Below are 18,164 nucleotides of genomic sequence, written 5' to 3'. Positions count from 1 at the left end.
AGATCCGTTTCGAAAGAACCATCGTGAAATCCTCGTTCGCGTGCTGTCGGCACGAGACGCCTGCACCCTTTTCCGAGGCCCCCTCAATCTAAACGTTGACGAAGCAGTAGGCGATCATCTACTTCACAGACGCAATCACCCCGTCGATTCGGCAAGCAGTTGCCAACCAACGAGCTGCATCCGAGGCAGATGAAAAGGCCCTTTCCAAAGGTTGCCTTTCAATGTCGAGCTGAGGGAACCGTCGCGGTGGAGGTAGCCGAACCATTCGCCGTGATCCGCGTCGGGAAAGTGCGAGTAGGTCCAGTCGTGAATCATCCGATGCCAGCGCTCGTACTTGGGGTCGGACGTCAGCTGCGACGCGAGCAGCGTGGCAATGATCGTTTCGTTCTGTGGCCACCAAAATTTCATGTCATGCCAGTATTCCTGAATCGGCCGGTCATTCACGTCGACGAAGTAGAGAATCCCGCCGTACTGCGGGTCCCAGCCGCGCTGCCACATCCAGTCCAGCATCTGACAGCCGGTGCGAATCAGTTCCTCATCCCCCCGCCGCTTGCCTTCCAGCATGATGAACCAGGCGCCTTCGATCGCGTGTCCCGGATTCAGTGTACGGCCGTCAAAATGGTCGATAATCTCGCCGCTGGGACCGACCGTCTCCATCACGCACTGAATGTCCTCTTTGAGATGATATTGGCGGATGTCGTCGATGCTGCGGTCGATCCACTCCTCAGCCTCGGGTAAGTCGATCGACTCGCGTAGCTCTTGGGCGGTCGCGATCGTGATCATCGGAAATCCGAGTCCACGCATGGGACGCGTTTCGGTAAATTTTGGATCGGTGCCCCGTGGATCAAGGTTGTGGTCAATAAAACGTTGAAACGTCCGTTTCGCCTTTTGGGCATATCGCTGGTCGCCAGTTGCCTTAGCCAATTCCCCGAACGCGATCGCGGCAAAACTTTCGGAGAATGCGTAGCGCCGCTTACGAATCGGTTTGCCCTCGCGAGTGACATGAAACCACATCCGACCGTCACGGGGATCAAAGCAATGCTCGTCGAGAAACTGTGCGCCGTGCTTGGCCAGTTCAAGCCATTCCGGCCGTTGCTCGACGTTGTTGTAAAGTTCCCCCAGCAGCCAAGTGAAGCGGCCCTGCTGCCAAACGCCCTTGTCGGTGTCGATGACGGTGCCGTCACGATCGAGCGACATCATGAAACCACCATGCTCTCGATCGACACAGTGCTTGATCCAAAAAGGCAGCGTGTCGTCGAGCAAACCGTCGCGGTACGTGGAAATCAACTCATCTCGGCGAATCTTATCCATCGACATTGATACCAATATTCCGTATTCGGTTGAACAATCGCAGACCAGGACTGAATCGCAGACCAGGACTGAATCGATTTTCCAGGGACTCGGATGGCGAGGAGGATCGTTGCGGCGGTCAACATCATAACCAAATCGAGCTGGTGAACCGTTTGCAAAAGGACAGGGGCAAGAACGCCGCAAGATTGCAACGTCCGTTCACGAGGATCACAGGCTGGAAGCTTACGCCACTTTCATCAAAAATCACTCTTCCCTAGACGGGACCTGAAGGATTTAAATCCGTGGGTTCGCGCTGCCATCCAAGGGCTCAATGGTCATTTCTTCGCTTCGCAAGTGACAGACGGCCCCGTTTCCGCTTCCATGTTCGCCGACGCAACCGGCTCCTGAGAAACCTCGATTCGTCGAGCTTGCTGTCCTGGGGAAGATGCTCCGAGAGCAAAAACGTGGGACGCGGATGACTGTTGATGAAAGCGGCAAGGTCCCGCGATTCCTGCGTGGTTAATGACGCGTCATCGAGCGGCATCGCGACTTTCAACCAGGACGCCAGCTTCGCAACGCGGCTCAATCCGGCGCCGTCCTTGTACGATTTGTCGCCCCACACCGGAGGGCCTTCGTCGCTGCCTTGCCCATTCTCGCCGTGACAGTCAACGCATCGGTCGGTCGAGAGCATCGCGTTGCGCTGCACGTTTGCCGTCAGTCCATCCAGACTCAACGGCGGCGTACGATGGGGGCCGAGTGGATTCGCGGCGTCAGACCTCCGACGATCGGATCGCCAACCGTTTAGCAACTCCACTGGCGTGACTCGACGATTGTCAGTCCGATTGAAGGGAACCGATCGAGAAGACGCTGAGAACAGACGGGGATTGCGTTCGATGATTGAATCGTTTCCACGCTTCATGTACCGATAGCCGGCGCCGGAGACGCGCCGACGCGCCGACGGCGTCGACAGTTTACCTGAAATCGTCCGCTTCGATTCCGTGTCGTTTCAGTAGTTTGTTCAAGCCTTGACGCGACAGACCGGCTTGTCGAGCAGCGCTCGCGATGACGCCGTTGTGTTTTTTCAGCACCGCCGCCAGATAGGCCCGATCGGCATCATCGAGCGCTTCATCACGCGAAATTTCCGACAGCGCCGCTGCATCGACAACGTCCGCTTCCGGTGATTGCAATTGCCGCGGCAGGTCGGAGACCTCGATCGTGTTGCCGCGTGCAAGCGTGATGGTGCGTTCGATCACGTTTCGCAGTTCCCGGATATTGCCGGGCCAGCGGTAGGTGCGAAAGCAGTCAATCACTTCGTCAGAAAATCCCACCACCTTGGATCCGCTCGGACGCAGACGCCTCAGAAAATGATCGGCCAACGTCACCACATCATCACCGCGATCACGCAGGGGGGCGAGTTCGATTGGAATGACGGCAAGCCGATAGTACAGGTCTTGTCGAAATCGTCCCGCGTCGACTTCGGCTCGCAAGTCTCGGTTGGTCGCACAGATGAACCGCGTGTCGACTTTGATCGGTTTGCTGTCGCCGACGGGTGTGAAGGTTTGCTCTTGGACCGCCCGCAACAGTTTCGCTTGAGCGGCCGCAGGCAACTCCCCCAGTTCGTCAAAGAACGCGGTACCGCCGTCACAGAGACGCAGCAAACCCTTTTGGTCCTTGATCGCTCCGGTGAACGCTCCCTGGACATGCCCAAACAGGACCGACTCGAACAGCGCTTCGGGAATGGCTGTGCAGTCGATCACCTGAAATGCGTGCTCCCGACGAGCACTGCGGTTGTGGATCGCACTGGCAATCACTTCTTTTCCCGTGCCGCTTTCGCCCGTGATCAGTACGTTCGTGTTACTGGCGGCAACCCGATCAACGATGTCCAGCAATTCCAACATCGCTGGACAGACACCAATGATTTCGGGGAACGTTTCATGCCGCTCGGTGTTCGACACCGACTCCGTTGCAGGTTCGGCGGTCGCCCCGGGATGAAGCAGTGCTCGCTGGACCGCCGTGTGCAGTTCTTCAAACTTAACCGGTTTGAGCAGGTAGTCGGCGATTCCCAACCGAACGCTCTCGATCGCCGTGGGAACCGAAGGCACCCCCGTGACCACGATCATCGGGATGTGCGAGTACTTCGTGCGGCCCTCTTGGAGCAATTCCAATTTCAAATTGCCGGGCATGTTCAAGTCGGTCAAGATTAGATCGAACGAGTGTTCACGCAACAGGCCGATGGCATCATCCGCGTTTTCGACGCAAATGCACTCGTAACCTTCCTCTCGCAGCAAGTCCGCCGTCGTATCGCGATAAAGCGGCTCGTCGTCGGCGATCAAGATTCGTTGTTTGGTTTTCATGGGATCGTATTGGAAGTAGCGAAACTCGGGGAGAGTTTCAGCAGTCGTTCAGATCGAACGTCCTGCCGACGTTTGCGAGGTGCTGGTCACGTCGTCATCGAGTCGCCGGGGCAAACGAACCACAAACTCGGTGCCTTTCCCCGGTTCGCTCGTCACGTCAATGGTTCCGTTCATCGCTTCCACGATCCCCCGCGTGACCGACAAGCCGAGGCCCATGCCCTGGCCGACCGTCTCTGTCTTGGTGCTGAAGAAAGGGTCAAAGATTCGTTCGATGTCTTCCTCCGCGATACCGTGCCCATGATCGGTCACCGTCAAGATGGCGTGTCTCGCGTCCGTCCGAGCGTGGACGTTGACCTGAGCCCCCGCCTCGGAAGCTTGGATGGCATTGTGGATCAAGTTCAACAGCACTTGTTTCAATTCGCCTTCACGCAAGACCACTTCGTCGGCACCAAGGGCCGCGATTTTCCCCGACGCTCCGACCGCAACCGGTGAACCGGAGGAGGCCGAAACCTTCACGTTCGCTTTTCGCGACATGGGAAGTGCCAGTGTGATGACGACGTCCACCGTCTGCTTCAGCGAGAAGGACGACGCCCGCTGCTGACTGGGCCGATAGAGTTGATACATCTGATGAATGATGCCGCTGATCCGTTCAATCTCGCCGTCGATCAAGTCGAGCTTGTCGTAATGCTTGACGCCGGTGGGAATGTGTCGTTTCAATAAAGCGAACGCGTTGCGAATGCCGGCCAGCGGATTGTTGATTTCATGAGCCACACCTGCGGCCAGTTCACCGAGCGCCGCAAGCTTCTCCATCTTCAGCCGATGCTGCTCCAACTCCGCCACCCGGGCGGTGCGTTCTTGAACGAGTTGTTCCAGATGCTCGTTGTGCAAACGCAACTGCTCACGCATCTGTCGCTTTTCGGAAATGTCTCGCACACTTGCCCGAAAACCCAACGATCGCCCATCGGAGTCGGTCATCGGTTGCCAAGACACGGCCACCCAAGACGTCGAGCCGTCGCGGTGCAAACACTCGAATTCAATGTTGTTTTCCGTACTGCCTCGAGCGGCTTCGGCAAAGTAACGCGCAATCCTACCGCGGTGCTCGGGGGTCATCAGCGGCAACGGATAATCCGTCATCGCCAAACACTCCGCCGGCGAGTAGCCCGTGAATCGCTCGACAGCCCTGTTCACCCACAAGACTTCGCCCTCACAGGACAGCCAGCTTTCCCAGTCGACGGTGCAATCGGCAATCGAGCGAAAGAATTCAGCTGCAATGGGTTCGCTGCGATTGGGAATGTCAGGTAATGATCGGCTCATTTCCTGATTTTAGCTGCGCCGAGACTGAGATCGCAGGGGGATCACGACCACCTGTCGCGGCAACTCAAGTTGTCGCCGCGGCAACAGAGGATGGCAAGATAGCCGTTTTTCCTTAGAAAAACGGAATGCGGCCGAGAGGACTCGAACCTCCACGGGATTATCTCCCACTAGGCCCTCAACCTAGCGCGTCTGCCAGTTCCGCCACGGCCGCGTCAAACTGGGAGCGGCAGTTTCCGAGAATCTGCGTCCCTCGTCAAGCTCCCCCCAACGTTTCCTCGCGAACTTCCTCAGTTACCGCTCCGGCGGTGTTCGCTTCGCTCGACCGCCGGCTAATTTCCGCCTTCCCCTCCCGGCAAGGCTGTGAAGCATTTTTGAGCGGCAGGGCGCGAGCGGGCTGTCGATTTAAGCCCGCACGCGTAAGCAAGGGGCAGCGCGGCGCCCCTCGCTCACGCGTCGGGCTGAGATGATCACGCTGATTTCGAAACATCGACTAAACCGACAGCCCGCGAGCCCTCCGGTGTGTTGGCAGAGATGAAGAACCGGAGGGCTCGCGCCCTGCCGCTAAAACCTCAAGAAACGCATGGGAAAAATGCTTCACAGCGTTGCCCTCCGGGATGCAAAGATGTGGGTAAACCTAAGCCACCGGCTCCTCTCGGTCGTGAAACTCGGGCGGTCCCGCGGTCTGCGTTGACACGGAGGCCGGCGGCTTTCTACTGTCCGGCCAGCGGCGCGAACGTTGTGCGCTTCTTGCCCCCCACCGCTTCGATTGACAGGATGTTGCTCGAACCCACGACCGCTCCGTTTGACCGATCACGATCCGATGCCGATACGATCACGCGTCGCGCCGCATCGTGCGGTGCTGCGCCGGCCTCTGCAGCAGGGGAATTTGAACCAGTGTTAGCGATCGCGGCGACGTCGGTGGTCTCGCAACGCGTTTGCCGGCTGCGGATTGGGCAACTGGTTGGGCTGATTCTGCTGCTATGTCTTTCCGGCGGATGCTCGACCGCTCGGTATTTGACGGCTCGGTCGGTTCGCGACAACCCGTTGGCCGCCCAGCTGCGGCTGATGACGCGTCAAGGCCCGCAAATCAGCGAGCGGACGTGGAACACGTTGCGACGCTATGGGCTCCGCGACGGCTATGACCAAGACGCCCACGTTTGTCTGAAAAAAATCCAAACCACGCTGCGGGACAACCGTGACCCCGAGCTGATTCATGCGCTCGCCGAATTGTCTTACGTCGAAGGCAAGAAGGCGGAAACCAAGGGCGACCAGAGTGACGCCCTGGGCCACTTTGGCGTCGCGCTGACCAACAGCTACGACTATCTGTTCGACGAAGACCTGTCGGAAACGCGAAACCAGTACGACCCACAGTTTCGTGCGACGTGTGATCTGTACAACGAATCGTTGGAAGACACGCTTCGTCTGCTGTGCGAAGAGCGTCACATCAAACCGGGCCAAACCTACCGGGTCAAAACACCCGACCGCGAGTTCGTGATCCAAACGCAACTGCGCGGAAATTGGAAACCCGACGAGTTTGACCACTATGAATTTGTCAGTGACTACGAGATCGCGACGCTGCGGAGCAAGCACACGACGTTCGGATTGGGCGTTCCGATGATCGCGGTCCGCAAGAGCGACGAAAACGCCGATCCTCGCGAGAAATACTATCCCGACGGGCTCAGCTACAGCGTCACCGCGATGATGCGCTGCGCCAAACCGGAGAACGGAGAATACGGCGACGCCAACACCTGTGTCCTCGAGTTCTTCGATCCGCTGTCGGCCAACCAAGTCAAGCTGGCCAACCACTGGGTGCCGTTGGAAACCGATCTGACCACGCCGCTGGCTTTCTTTCTCGACACGCCGCGATTCCGAGAACAAAACCAGGAAACCGAAGGCTTACTGAACCCCGCCGATGCCGCCAAAAACCGCGGCCTGTACATGCTGGAACCGTATGATCCCAACCGGATCCCCGTGCTGATGGTGCACGGCCTGTGGTCCAGCCCCCGAACATGGATGGACATGTTCAATGACCTGCGCAGTTTCCCTGAGATTCGCCAGCGCTATCAGTTCTGGTTCTATCTGTATCCGTCCGGTCAACCGTTTTGGTTGAGTGCGACGCAATTGCGTTCGGACCTCCACGATCTGCGTCAGACGTTTGATCCGACACACAGCGACGCACCGATGGAACAGATGGTGTTGGTCGGCCACAGCATGGGCGGATTGATCAGCCGCATGCAGACGATCGATAGCGGTGATGATTTCTGGAGAATCGTCAGCGACCAACCGAGAGAAAAACTCCGTGGCGAAGCCGAAGAACGCGACAAGCTGGTCAGCACGTTGTTCTTCAAACCCAATCAATCGGTCAGCCGAGTGATCACGATCGGCACGCCCCACCGCGGCAGCCAGTTCGCCAATGAATTGACCCGCTGGTTGGCCCGAAAATTCATCAAGCTTCCCAAGTTAAACAAGACCGTGGGCGAGAATCTGGTCAAAAACAATCCCGACCTGTTTCGCGATACCGAACTGCTGACGATGGCCAACGCGATCGATTCGCTGGCCCCCGACTCGCCGATCTTCCCCGTCATGCAGCGGGCAAAGTATTCACCGTCGGTCAAGTACCACAACATCATCGGGATCCTGCAAGACCCGACGCTGCTGCAAAAGAAAGCCGGCCGGGGCGATGGCATTGTCGCTTATGAAAGTGCCACGATGGACGACACCGAAAGCGAACTGATCGTCGATGCCGAGCACACCAAGATCCACATGACCGGTCAAGCGATCTTTGAAGTCCGTCGTATCCTGCTGGAACACCTCCGAGAAATCGATTCGGCCGACCGGGTTGCGACGATGCCGGAAAACGCAGTCGAGTCTGCAGCACCGGACGAATCAACTACGGTTCGGAAAGTTGGCTTTGAGCAGTGAAGTTTCAAGTTTCAAGTTTCAAGTTTCAAGTTTCAAGTTTCAAGTTTCAAGCTGGACAGCCGGGGCTGAACGCGTCGCAGGGGAGCAGGCCGCGAGTCCATTCGCGGAGACGGGAGGTGTTGAACGGGAACACACATCGCTTCCTGCCTAGGATGCCGAAACGAAGCTGGCCAAGGGTGCCGGCTTGGCCTTTCGCGACGGCGACTCGCCCCTCAATTCCACCGTGCCGCCGTCGGCGGTGACCGATCCGGTGAAAACCTGCGGCCGGACCGACGAACTCGTCTTGGCGGATTTAATTCGATCCGATGCGTTTTGGTGGGCGAAGGCGAATTCTCGCTCCGAAAGCTCAAATTCAACCTCTTCATTGATCGCCTGCTCGGCGTTCAGTTCGCCGCGGAGGATGCGAACGTCGCGGGGAGCGCTGACTCCGATTCGAACTCGATTTCCTTCCACACGAACCACGGTCACCGTGATGTCGTCGCCAATCTTGATCTGTTGATCGACTTTCCGTGAGAGAACTAACATGGCAGTTTCCTTTGCCGATACCGGCGAGAGAGGGTGAGAAACTCGTCAAGGCTGTCACATCCTTGTACGTGGCAGTCAAGTTATGCAGGAATTGTGCCAATCGCCGGAGCAAATTCCTCCCATTCTCCCTAACCTGTTTCCAGGCAATCGGTTACGCCAAACAACGGGTCGGGAAGCCGGATTCGGTCGTCCACAGAATTGGAAGACTTTACACCGATTTGAAAGATTGACGCGCAAAAGAGAATCATTAAACTTCTCTGTTGTTGAGAATCACTTTCAACACCGCGCAGTTTTTTGACGTCCCTCCTTCGTCCGCGTCAGCTATCCAGGTCTCTGATGAATTCGATGATTCTGAACGTCTTCCCGAGCGATTCCGGCGACCAGCGGTTGGTGCTTGCACGCGAAAGCGATGGCGACGGTTCCAGCACCCTGGTGCTCCGCCAAGAAAGTCGCTCGCCGCACGTCGGCTGGTTTGTGCAAAGCCGAATCGCGATCGAGCCCAATCAGGTTGCGGCGTTGAAGATGACGCTGACCAGCAACCTGGTGAAGGAAGCGTTGCCGGCCGACGAGACGCCCGCGGTGTTGAGTTTCCGCTCCGCCATGGCGGGGTAGTGCTTCGGCTGGGTTTAAACCTATGCGCTGCGGTTGTCGACCTGGAAAATCGGGGCAGGCGGTGACTTGTGGAGCGATGAAATAGCCACTGAACCCGCGGATAGCAGCGCGAACCCACGGATTGTTGTCACCCTGTCATCCGTGGGTTCGCGCTGCCATCCGTGGGAAATTTTGTTCGATGGTTTATTCCTCGAGTTGCGACTCGAGCTTTTGCAGTTGGTCGCGAAGCCGTTGAATCTCGGCTCGCACCGATTCCGATTCGCCTGACGGGCCAGCTTGCGTCTCGCTTTCCTGCTGTGGCTGCTTTGCCGCCGGAAGCAATTCCGGCTCAGCGGCCTGTTTCGCCTTGCCGGCTTGCGTCTCGGTCGTGTCGGAGGGTGTTTGCGCTGGCGGGGCGGACTGGCCGAACATGCCGCCGAGCACCGAACCGAGGCCGCCGACTAATGTATCGCTGGCGGCGGGCGTGGGGCCGGTGGCGTCCGTCGCTTGGCCCGCGACCGCTGGTCCATCATCGGATCGCAACGACAACGTGGCGTTGACCAGACGATTCTCTCGGATCAATTGCAGATCCACGGAGGCGTCAGCCGGAGCGAGCGCCAGCAAGTCGAACAGACGCTGTGAGTCGGAGACCAGTTTGCTGTCAATCGCGACGATGCGATCTTCGGTTTTCAGGCCGGCCTTGTCTGCCGGTGATCCGGGTTGGATCTCCATCACTCGGACTCCGCGTCGGCCGGGCACATCGCGAACCTCCGCGCCGATCTTCGGCTGCACGGCGGTCGGTGTGGCGGTCTGCACGGCGGACGGTGTGGCGGTCGGTGTGGCGGCCTGGAGGGGCACGGCGATTGAATTTCCGCCCGATGCCGCAGGGCCGGCCGCGGGCGATCTCGTCCGTCCGTCGGTCGGGGCCACGTTGGTACCGGGCTTGGCAACCAATGTGATGTCAAGATCACTGACTTGTCCGCCCCGCCCGATCCGCAAGCGAACCCGGTCACCGGGCTGATGGGCGGCGACCTGACCGACCAAGGCGGCAACCGAAGGCGTGGGCACCCCGTCGATGGCAAAGATGAAGTCGCCGACCCGCAGTCCGTCTCGGTCGGCCCGGGAATGACTGGCGAAGTCGGTGATTTGAACACCCGGGTAGCCCGGATCGGCGTCAATCGCCTTGATGCCGATCGATGCAGCGGTGCCGGCGGACGCTCCAGTCCCGGCAACGGCCGGACCATCTTCGTCGTCGAAGTCGAGCGGGGAGAGAATCGATCGCCCGAAAGAATTGGAACGCTGGGGGGCGGAAGAGTCGGCGTCGGCCTGGGCCTGGGTCTCAGCCCCCGCCTGTCGGACGCCGCTGGGCCCGAGCGCCGGTGTCGGACTGACAGCCGGAGCCGGGGGCGGGGTGACGGACGGAATGCGACTGACTCCGCCGCCCGGACGAGCCAGGGAGCGATAGCGCGCCCGCGGATTCGCTTGGTCGGTTCGGCTGGCGGCGGCGGGATTCTGGGCCGATCCGTTTGCCGGATTACCTGCACCAGGCTGATTACTTGCACCGGGCAGATTGCTTGCACCAGGCAGATTGCTTGCACCAGGCAGATTGCTTGCACCAGGCAGATTGCTTGCACCAGGCAGATTGCTTGCACCAGGCAGATTGCTTGCACCGGGCAGGGGGCGAGCCGGCAGGGCGTTGCTGGCAGCTTCACCGTCTCGCGGTTGCAGCTGATCTTGCAACAGCGGCACGACCCGACTTCGCAGCCGTTGCAGCAGTCCTTGCCCGCGGGCATCGTCGGCAAAACAGGTGACGGAGACGACCAGGATGGTGATGGCCGACAGGGAAGGCAGTGAACGCATGCAAAGTTCGAATTTCTTGTGGGGCAGACATGCCAAAGACTCTACGTTCATCATACGCCTGATTGACAAAAAATCGAGGCGTCCGAGCGAACGCGGCTCCCGGCTCGTCGCTCTCGGTTGCACTTTGCCGGCCAATCCGCCTTGCGACCAGCGCCGAGAAAAGGCTATGCCGGTCCATTGTGGAGAACGACTTGAGCCATTCCGACGATTTTCCCCTGTTTTTGCTCAGGTGAGATTCATCGCCGGAGTCGATGGCGTGTCGCATCCCGCGGGTCGTCAAAATCATTTGAACATTCGATAAATGCGGAGGCCACGATGGCCAAAGGATGGATGGAACCGGAACAGTGCAGGAACCTCTTGGTTCTTGTCGAGACTGTGACCGCACCGTTATTGATCCAACACCAAGCTCCGGTGTGCCTGGAATTGGACATCGACTTGGAAATCCCCATCCCCTGCGACCACCAACGCACGGCGGATCTGATCACGGCGCTCAGCAAGCAGGCGTTGGAGGCGATGCCTGACGGTGGCGATCTGATGATCACCGCTTGCCGGAGCGAATCGGGATTGGAGTTGGAGATCGCTGACAGCGGGACCGACGCGACCAAACGCGAGCGTCACCTGCCGATCGCGGCGGCTGCCATCAACGCAGAACTACAGTGGCAGAACTGCCCACAGGGCGGCGTGGCTGTCACCATCGTGTTCCCATCGCAATCATCCAGTAGTCGAATGGCAGCCTAAGCGTGTTGCGTCAGCGGACCGAACGATTCAAATCCCATCTCGACACCGTCCCGCCTCTCTCCGGGGCGTCGGCTCTGTCACGAGCGGTCGCCTGTGTGATCGCCGGGCTGCTGATTGTCGGTGGAATCTATTACATCGCCCCCGCCGGTTCGACGGAAACCATGGAGCCGCTCTTTGGCGGGAGGGTGCTCCGGGAGATGGAACTCAGCCAAGTCGAGTTCGCGTTCAGCAAAGCGGGTTTGAGCGATTGGCGGCGCGAAGAAGGACGGATGTTAATTCCGCGTGAGACCCGGCATGAGTATTTGGCGGCGCTCGAGCAAGCTTCGGCACATCCCTATGCATTGCAAAGCAGTGTCGAAGAAGCGCTCGGTGAGGCACCTTACTTCGAATCGGAATCGGCCCGACGCACGCGTCACCAATATGCCAAGGCACACGACCTGGGAAGAAAAATCGCGGCCTTCGACGACATCCTCTGGGCCAGTGTCGACTATGACGAGCAATCCGCCGGCGCCTTTGACGGCCGCACGATCCAATCCGCAAGCGTGCTGCTCGTCTCGGACAGTGGCAAGCCGATTGCGCCGGGACGGATCAGCATGATCCAGAACCTTGTCGCCGGAGCTTACGCCGGCATGGAAGCGGATCAAGTGACGGTCACGGACACGTCGGCGCGGAAAACGTACAACGGATCGGACGATCCATTGACCCGCCAACAACGTCAAGCGGAGTACGAATTGGAACAACGCCTGACCGAACTGCTCGGCGGTTATCGCGGGCTGCACATCGCGGCACGGTCGGTGTACTGCGAGTCGGGCGACGGTAAACCGATCGCGCTGTCAAAATCGATTCACAAGGAATCGATACCGGGCGAGTATCAAATGCGTGTTTCGGTCGGTGTGCCCGAAAGCCAATTCCACGCCCAATGGGTCAACGACTATCGGTCGCAACATCCCGAGGGTGCCTTGCCACTGGCGCCGACCCAAGATCAATTCGATGGCGTTCGTGCCAAAGTCATGGACAACATTCGCGATGCGGTCAAACCGCTGGTGGCGAGTGATGCCGACAGCGACGAACAAACGGTGCGTGTCTGGAGCTTCCCGGATCCCGACAAGACGCCCAAGTATCCACCACCGGTCGACACGGTCGGTCGGTGGGCCGGCGTGATCGAACCGCTTCAAGCCAATCCGGTGCTATCAATTTCGCTGGGCAGCCTGTTGTTGGTCGCCGGCGTGTTTGCCATCGCCACCATGCGAATGCGATTGCGAAATCCTTCGATGACCGCGACATCGGTCACCGAAGTGCCAACCGGCAAACCTTCACCGCGACACCCCGATCGGCCTGCCAAGACCCAGCCCAACGCCGCCGATACCACGATGCGAGACGACTTGGCCGAATTGGTCGAATCCAACCCCGAACTGGCCGCCCAGATCGTCCACAGTTGGATGGCCGACGCCGCCTGAGCGGGTTTGACGTCTGCAGGCGGTGCCCGATCGTTCCAATGACCTGACCCATCCACCCATGATCACCCCGACCGAAACACACTCCGGCACTCAAGCCGATCGCGGCGATTCGATCCGCCAGATCGCCATCTTGTTGCACACGCTGCCACGTCGGACCCACCGCGTCCTGCTGGGACAACTGGGCAACGATGACAAACAACGCATCGCCGAGGAGATGTCGGCGATGGGTGAAATCGACGCGATGGAGCAGGTCCATGTGATGAAGCGGATGCGCGACGAGCTGCAGACCGAAACCAGCCGCGTCGAAAAAGTGGAATCGGAGATTCAGGACGAGATTCAAATCGGCCGGGCCAGAGTCTCGCCCAAACGGTCCAAATCGATCTATCGAGGTACCGATGCCGTCGCCGACACGGCTGCGGATTTTCCATGCGAAAGCGGCCACGGCCAACGGTCTGCGGTGGAATCAGTCGCGGTCGAAGTGCCGCCCGCGGAGCACACTGAACCCGCTAAAGCCACTGAGCATCCAGAGCAATCCCACGCCGATGCCACGACTGCGGCGATGCCGCCGAACCGCGAATCGGTGGAGAGCATGTTTGCTCAATTTCACCAAACACAGGCCGCCGGCGTGTTGCCTTCGGCGCTGCTGCAAAACGAAAGCCGCCCGTCCCGGCAACCGCAAGACGACGCGTCGGGCCAGTTTCCCGTTGTGTTGCCGATCAATCAAAGCCGGTACGCGGTGGACGACCAACACGCCAACGAAACAGACGCCTACGCCGAAGAAACACTCTGTCATCCGGCGGAATTGGCCGAGCGAGTCGACCGATTCCTGACGCAGCTGCCGCCTCAGGATCTGTGCCGTGCCCTCGGGATGGTGTCGACCAAACAAGCGTTCTTGGTCTTGTGCGGTCTGCCCAACGAGACCGCCGAAACCGTTCTCGACATGTTGCCGCGACGGCAATCACGGAAAGTACGCAGCGACATGCGGCGGATGGGACAACTGCAGCTTTCCGATATCGACGCCGCGAAACAAATCGTCGCGCAAATCGCCCTCCGATTCACACAACAGTCGACCTCGTTCGCGGCATAAAAATGGAGTGAGCTTCCGGTTTTCCATGGGTAAGCTGCAAGCTTACTCTCAATGCCACCTCCTTTGACGCCAAGCGGAGTGTTGTTGTTAGCGGCAGGGCATGAGCCCTCCGGTCTGTCACAGTGTTTTTGAAGCGTGACCGGACGGCTAACGCCGTTCCGCTAACACCTCGAGTGTTGTTGTTAGCGGTAGGGCACGAGCCCTCCGGTCTGTCACGGTGTTTTTGAAGCGCGACCGGACGGCTGGCGCCGTTCCGCTAACACCTCGAGGGTTGTTGTTAGCGGTAGGGCGCGAGCCCTCCGGTCTGTCACGGCGTTTTTGAAGCGCGACCGGACGGCTGGCGCCGTTCCGCTAACACCTCGAGGGCTGTTGTTAGCGGCAGGGCGCGAGCCCTCCGGTCTGTCACGGTGTTTTTGAAGCGCGACCGGACGGCTGGCGCCGTTCCGCTAACACCTCGAGGGTTGTTGTTAGCGGTAGGGCGCGAGCTCTCCGGTCTGTCACGGCGTTTTTGAAGCGCGACCGGACGGCTGGCGCCGTTCCGCTAACACCTCGAGGGTTGTTGTTAGCGGTAGGGCGCGAGCCCTCCGGTCTGTCACGGCGTTTTTGAAGCGCGACCGGACGGCTGGCGCCGTTCCGCTAACACCTCGAGACGCCAAAGGTGTTAACATTGAGCGTACGCCACCGGGTGGAAGGAGATTCAGGTTTTGAAACGCGACGCCTCACAGTTCGGTAGACGAATCATCGTCTCGACGTTGACGTTGGGCCTTTCCATCTTCTTGGGTTGGTACCATTACCGCGGGCCTGCACCGTTGGGGGCAGATGCCCCGGTCGATCGGCCGTCGGCGGCTCGGATGCGCGCGACCCTGGTTGAATTGTTGGGTGATCCCCCACAGAAACACACGACGGGAACCGCAGCAGGTGAAGCGTTTTTGCAACGCCTGGAACAAAAGCTCGATGGCTACGGGGTCTCGACCCGGCGGATCGAAATCGCGTTCGACCCCGAGCGCCAGGATCGGCATCCCAAAGGACGCATCGATCTGTTGCCGCCCGACCCGGTGCTGAAGAACCTGTGGGTCACCCTCGAAGGCTCGGACCCTTCGTTGGCACCGATCCTGGTTGCCACCCACCATGACTCCTGCCGCTGGGGCCCCGGCGCCGGCGACGCCGGATCGGCGGTCGTCGCCTTGGTCGAACACATTCGCGTGCTGGCGACGACGCCACCGGCCCACACCACCCACTACCTGTTCACCGATGGAGAGGAATTCGGATTGTTGGGCGCCTACGCGATCGCGGCCCAGGACTCGCTGCCGTTCCCCAGACCGATGTTCGTCTTGAACTTTGATGCCCGGGGCAGCAGTGGCGGCATCCCGATGTTCGAAACGCATTCCGGCAATCACGCTTGGGTCAGCGTGCTGATCGACGATCTGGCGCGGCCCAAGATCACGTCCTCGCTGGCCGTCACCGTCTATCGGATGCTCCCCAACGCGACCGACTTCAACGCCTGGCATGGCAAGCTCGGTCTGCCCGGATTCAACTATGCGGTCATCGGGGGCGCCCATCGCTATCACCAGGTGGACGATACGCCGGCCAACCTGAGCGACCGAACACTGCAGCACATGGGGGCGCACCTGTTCTCGATGCACCGCGCCGTCGATCGATTACCGGCCGACGTGTTGCATCGCGTGCAGCAGGCATCCACGCAGCCGGATGCCGGCAACGCCGTCTTCTTCGATCTGTACGGATTGACCGTGATCCACTTCAGCGAACGGGTGCAGAAGGTGTTGGCGCTGCTCGCGGTCGCTTTGATCGGTGTGGCTTGTCTGCGTCAACGGCCGGGGCAGCTTTGGCGACGTTTGCCACGCCACGCGCTCAACACGCTGTTAGCGGTCCTGATCGGTCTGGCTGTCGGCTTGGCAATCCGATTCGCATTGCTGACCACACCGTGGAACCAGGTCAAATACACGCCGATTGATTTGCCGGCGGGATTATTCACGATCGCCGCGTCCTTTCTGGCCGCGACGTTCCTGCTGGAGTGGCTGATATCGCGATCGTCCACGAAAGAATTTCATTTGGTCAGCGATTGGATCTGGCTGGTGACCGCCGCGTTGGGCACCGCGTTGGCCTTTTGGCTGCCCGGCGGAGGCTACGTGTTGGTCGTGCCCGGTCTCGCGTACGCCTTGGTTCGCAGTGTGACGGCCGACGTGCATCTCGCGGCCTGGTCGGGCTGGATGGTTGCGATTGTGCTGGCCGGACCGTTGCTGGTGTTGCTGGTCCAAGCACTGGGGCCGTGGCGACAACCGATTTACGCCGTACTGGCCAGCTTGCTGGCGGTCCTGGCGATGACCACTTGGTCGACGCGGATACGAAAAAAGGCGAGGCCGATTCCGAAGAACCGACCCCGCCTCGCACGGGGGGACGCTTAATATCTCGTTGTTGTGCTTGCTGCGTGTCGCGTCCCTCGCACACCTAGACATTAGTCCGATTCCGGCGGGTTCAATACAAAAGCTTCAGGAAAAGTCTCCTTTTGACCTTTCCGATCCCGGAAACGCGTCCGGTTGTTTCGGACGCGACGATCGTAGCGTCAGACGCCGAGTGCTTCGCGCATCCGATCCAAGGCCGCTGGGATGTGTTCGTAGGGGTTTTCGTCTTCGTATTCCAGCACCACAAACCCCTGGTAGCCGCTGTCACGCAGAATCCCGGCGATCCGATCCATGTCGGCCGGGTACTCCGCGCCGTCGGGTTTTTTCATGTTGACTTTGACTTGAACGTTGACGGCAAAGGGTACACATTTTTCCAGATCGCCGTACGGATCGTCGCTGTAGAAATTGCCGGTGTCCAAGTTGATGCCGACCCAAGGATGGTCGACCGCATGAATAATCGGCAGCAGTTGGTCGGGCCGGAGATTGCCGTGGTTTTCGATGCCCAAGAAAACGCCTCGCTCGCCCGCCCGAAACGCGCAACGCTCCATCGCTTGGACCGCCTCGTTCATGCGTTCGGGGTGGTCATCCAATTCCTGCCCCTTGCCGGCGAAGAAGCGGATGTGCGGAGCCCCCATCACGGCGGCTTTATCGATCCACTGGATCGCGGTTTCAATCTCCCGCTCCATTTTATCGCCTGCACCTTGAGTGAAGTTATTACCGATCGCGGTGCCGGAAATGGTCACGCCACGAAGGAAGGCTTGGCGTTTGAGTTCCAAGAAATACGCGTCGTCGGCATCCGGCGGGAAAAAGTAACTCGTCAATTCAGCCGCTTCCAAGCCCTGCGCGACGCAGTAATCGAGGAACCCCACCATGTCGATCGCTTTGCCTCCGGAGGCCGGTTCTTTTCGTTTCCCTTTCATGAACGAAAAGTAGTTGCGTAGCGAATAGGCGGCCAACCCGACGCGAAAGCGTGCTCCGCCGCTGCGGGCAAACGGCTCCGCCGCAGCGACGGTGGCAGGGCCGACGCCAACACCGGTCGCCGCACAGGCGGCGACGCAAGTCGCACCGGCGGCGGCGATGAATTGACGGCGACTGGGTGGATGGACGGCGCGGTCGGATGGTGTGGGACGTGTCAGCACCGGTGTGTACCTGGGGAAGTGGGGAGCGTGGAAAGGATGCAACGTTCTGTCGACAGATTTTAACGTCTCACGGCGCGGTCCATCACGAAAAATCAACGCGTACTGTGTTGCCTGCGGCCAGGGCTAACGAACAACGGAAAGTGCTAGCGGAACGGCGCGAGCGGGCTGTCGATTTAGTCGAGATCTGCTGAGTCAATGGTGAGCCGTCGGCCGTAAGGCCTCGGGCGGGCGTCGCAATGCCCGGCCGCTTACGCGTCGCGGCTCACAAAAACGACAACCCGCGAGCCGTCCGGTGGCAGATCGCAAACAGCTGCAAGACCGGAGGGCTCGCGCCCTGCCGCTAACAAACAACGCCCCGGTTGGTGTCAAAGGCCCTCTCTGGCGTTTGCTTGCTGCGCAAACGCCGTCTCTCCCAGAGGGAGAGAATCTAAATGGGTTGCAAAATCCTGCAGCAAAAGAATCGACGT

The 18,164-nt window shown here is 59.6% G+C and carries 13 protein-coding genes and 1 tRNA gene; 6 read left to right on the top strand and 8 right to left on the bottom strand.

The genetic code is table 11. The annotated features are described in order from the left end of the window. Positions 1 to 135 precede the first annotated feature (135 nt). The 5 genes from NZK35_RS04090 to NZK35_RS04070 form a co-directional block, all read right to left on the bottom strand. Positions 136 to 1,311, bottom strand: a complete 1,176-nt coding sequence (locus NZK35_RS04090; RefSeq protein WP_259631323.1) for an AGE family epimerase/isomerase — start codon at positions 1,309 to 1,311, stop codon at positions 136 to 138. 307 nt (positions 1,312 to 1,618) lie between these two features. Further along, positions 1,619 to 2,104 carry a c-type cytochrome gene (locus tag NZK35_RS34580; protein ID WP_323379609.1) on the bottom strand — a complete coding sequence of 162 codons (486 nt, stop codon included), beginning with the start codon at positions 2,102 to 2,104 and terminating at the stop codon, positions 1,619 to 1,621. Positions 2,105 to 2,261: 157 nt separating this feature from the next. After that, positions 2,262 to 3,644 carry a sigma-54-dependent transcriptional regulator gene (locus tag NZK35_RS04080; protein WP_259631322.1) on the bottom strand — a complete coding sequence of 461 codons (1,383 nt, stop codon included), beginning with the start codon at positions 3,642 to 3,644 and terminating at the stop codon, positions 2,262 to 2,264. Between the two features lie 48 nt (positions 3,645 to 3,692). Beyond that, positions 3,693 to 4,958, bottom strand: coding sequence for a two-component system sensor histidine kinase NtrB (locus tag NZK35_RS04075; RefSeq protein ID WP_259631321.1), 1,266 nt, complete (start codon positions 4,956 to 4,958; stop codon positions 3,693 to 3,695). Between the two features lie 126 nt (positions 4,959 to 5,084). Then, positions 5,085 to 5,169 (bottom strand) — tRNA-Leu (locus NZK35_RS04070). Between the two features lie 563 nt (positions 5,170 to 5,732). Here NZK35_RS04070 and NZK35_RS04065 point away from each other — a divergent pair. Beyond that, positions 5,733 to 7,880: an esterase/lipase family protein gene (locus tag NZK35_RS04065; RefSeq protein ID WP_259631320.1), complete on the top strand. Its 2,148-nt coding sequence runs from the start codon at positions 5,733 to 5,735 to the stop codon at positions 7,878 to 7,880. A 147-nt stretch (positions 7,881 to 8,027) separates the two neighbouring features. Here the strand turns inward: NZK35_RS04065 and NZK35_RS34575 are convergent, their stop codons facing one another. Next, on the bottom strand, positions 8,028 to 8,405 hold the full coding sequence (locus NZK35_RS34575) for a carbon storage regulator (protein ID WP_323379608.1): 378 nt from the start codon (positions 8,403 to 8,405) through the stop codon (positions 8,028 to 8,030). Positions 8,406 to 8,741: 336 nt separating this feature from the next. Here NZK35_RS34575 and NZK35_RS04055 point away from each other — a divergent pair, with 336 nt between their 5' ends. Continuing rightward, positions 8,742 to 9,017 carry a hypothetical protein gene (locus NZK35_RS04055; RefSeq protein ID WP_145217078.1) on the top strand — a complete coding sequence of 92 codons (276 nt, stop codon included), beginning with the start codon at positions 8,742 to 8,744 and terminating at the stop codon, positions 9,015 to 9,017. Between the two features lie 183 nt (positions 9,018 to 9,200). Here NZK35_RS04055 and NZK35_RS04050 read toward each other — a convergent pair whose 3' ends face one another. Next, a complete protein-coding gene (locus NZK35_RS04050) occupies positions 9,201 to 10,856 on the bottom strand; it encodes a PDZ domain-containing protein (protein ID WP_259631319.1) in 1,656 nt (551 codons plus the stop codon). 315 nt (positions 10,857 to 11,171) lie between these two features. On the opposite strand from NZK35_RS04050, the gene NZK35_RS04045 reads away from it, so the two are divergent. The 4 genes from NZK35_RS04045 to NZK35_RS04030 all read left to right on the top strand — a co-directional run bounded on the left by NZK35_RS04045 (position 11,172) and on the right by NZK35_RS04030 (position 16,561). Next, on the top strand, positions 11,172 to 11,594 hold the full coding sequence (locus tag NZK35_RS04045) for an ATPase (protein ID WP_259631318.1): 423 nt from the start codon (positions 11,172 to 11,174) through the stop codon (positions 11,592 to 11,594). A gap of 2 nt (positions 11,595 to 11,596) precedes the next feature. Next, positions 11,597 to 13,051 carry a hypothetical protein gene (locus NZK35_RS04040; protein ID WP_259631317.1) on the top strand — a complete coding sequence of 485 codons (1,455 nt, stop codon included), beginning with the start codon at positions 11,597 to 11,599 and terminating at the stop codon, positions 13,049 to 13,051. A gap of 58 nt (positions 13,052 to 13,109) precedes the next feature. After that, complete coding sequence (locus NZK35_RS04035; protein WP_259631316.1) at positions 13,110 to 14,138, top strand: FliG C-terminal domain-containing protein; 1,029 nt, start codon at positions 13,110 to 13,112, stop codon at positions 14,136 to 14,138. A 704-nt stretch (positions 14,139 to 14,842) separates the two neighbouring features. After that, positions 14,843 to 16,561: a M28 family peptidase gene (locus NZK35_RS04030; RefSeq protein WP_259631315.1), complete on the top strand. Its 1,719-nt coding sequence runs from the start codon at positions 14,843 to 14,845 to the stop codon at positions 16,559 to 16,561. Between the two features lie 158 nt (positions 16,562 to 16,719). Here the strand turns inward: NZK35_RS04030 and NZK35_RS04025 are convergent, their stop codons facing one another. Then, complete coding sequence (locus tag NZK35_RS04025; protein WP_259631314.1) at positions 16,720 to 17,697, bottom strand: sugar phosphate isomerase/epimerase family protein; 978 nt, start codon at positions 17,695 to 17,697, stop codon at positions 16,720 to 16,722. Between the last annotated feature and the right edge of the window lie 467 nt (positions 17,698 to 18,164).

Source organism: Stieleria sedimenti, from assembly GCF_025060895.1.
Classification (GTDB): domain Bacteria; phylum Planctomycetota; class Planctomycetia; order Pirellulales; family Pirellulaceae; genus Stieleria; species Stieleria sedimenti.
This window is presented reverse-complemented; position numbering and strand designations above follow the sequence as displayed.

Bases quoted from the DNA above. Each gene is read 5' to 3' on its own strand.
- NZK35_RS04035 (WP_259631316.1), top strand. From the start codon at position 13,110: ATGATCACCCCGACCGAAACACACTCCGGCACTCAAGCCGATCGCGGC.
- NZK35_RS04045 (WP_259631318.1), top strand. From the start codon at position 11,172: ATGGCCAAAGGATGGATGGAACCGGAACAGTGCAGGAACCTCTTGGTT.
- NZK35_RS04090 (WP_259631323.1), bottom strand. From the start codon at position 1,311: ATGGATAAGATTCGCCGAGATGAGTTGATTTCCACGTACCGCGACGGT.
- NZK35_RS04065 (WP_259631320.1), top strand. From the start codon at position 5,733: ATGTTGCTCGAACCCACGACCGCTCCGTTTGACCGATCACGATCCGAT.
- NZK35_RS34575 (WP_323379608.1), bottom strand. From the start codon at position 8,405: ATGTTAGTTCTCTCACGGAAAGTCGATCAACAGATCAAGATTGGCGAC.
- NZK35_RS04075 (WP_259631321.1), bottom strand. From the start codon at position 4,958: ATGAGCCGATCATTACCTGACATTCCCAATCGCAGCGAACCCATTGCA.
- NZK35_RS04050 (WP_259631319.1), bottom strand. From the start codon at position 10,856: ATGCGTTCACTGCCTTCCCTGTCGGCCATCACCATCCTGGTCGTCTCC.
- NZK35_RS04055 (WP_145217078.1), top strand. From the start codon at position 8,742: ATGAATTCGATGATTCTGAACGTCTTCCCGAGCGATTCCGGCGACCAG.
- NZK35_RS04080 (WP_259631322.1), bottom strand. From the start codon at position 3,644: ATGAAAACCAAACAACGAATCTTGATCGCCGACGACGAGCCGCTTTAT.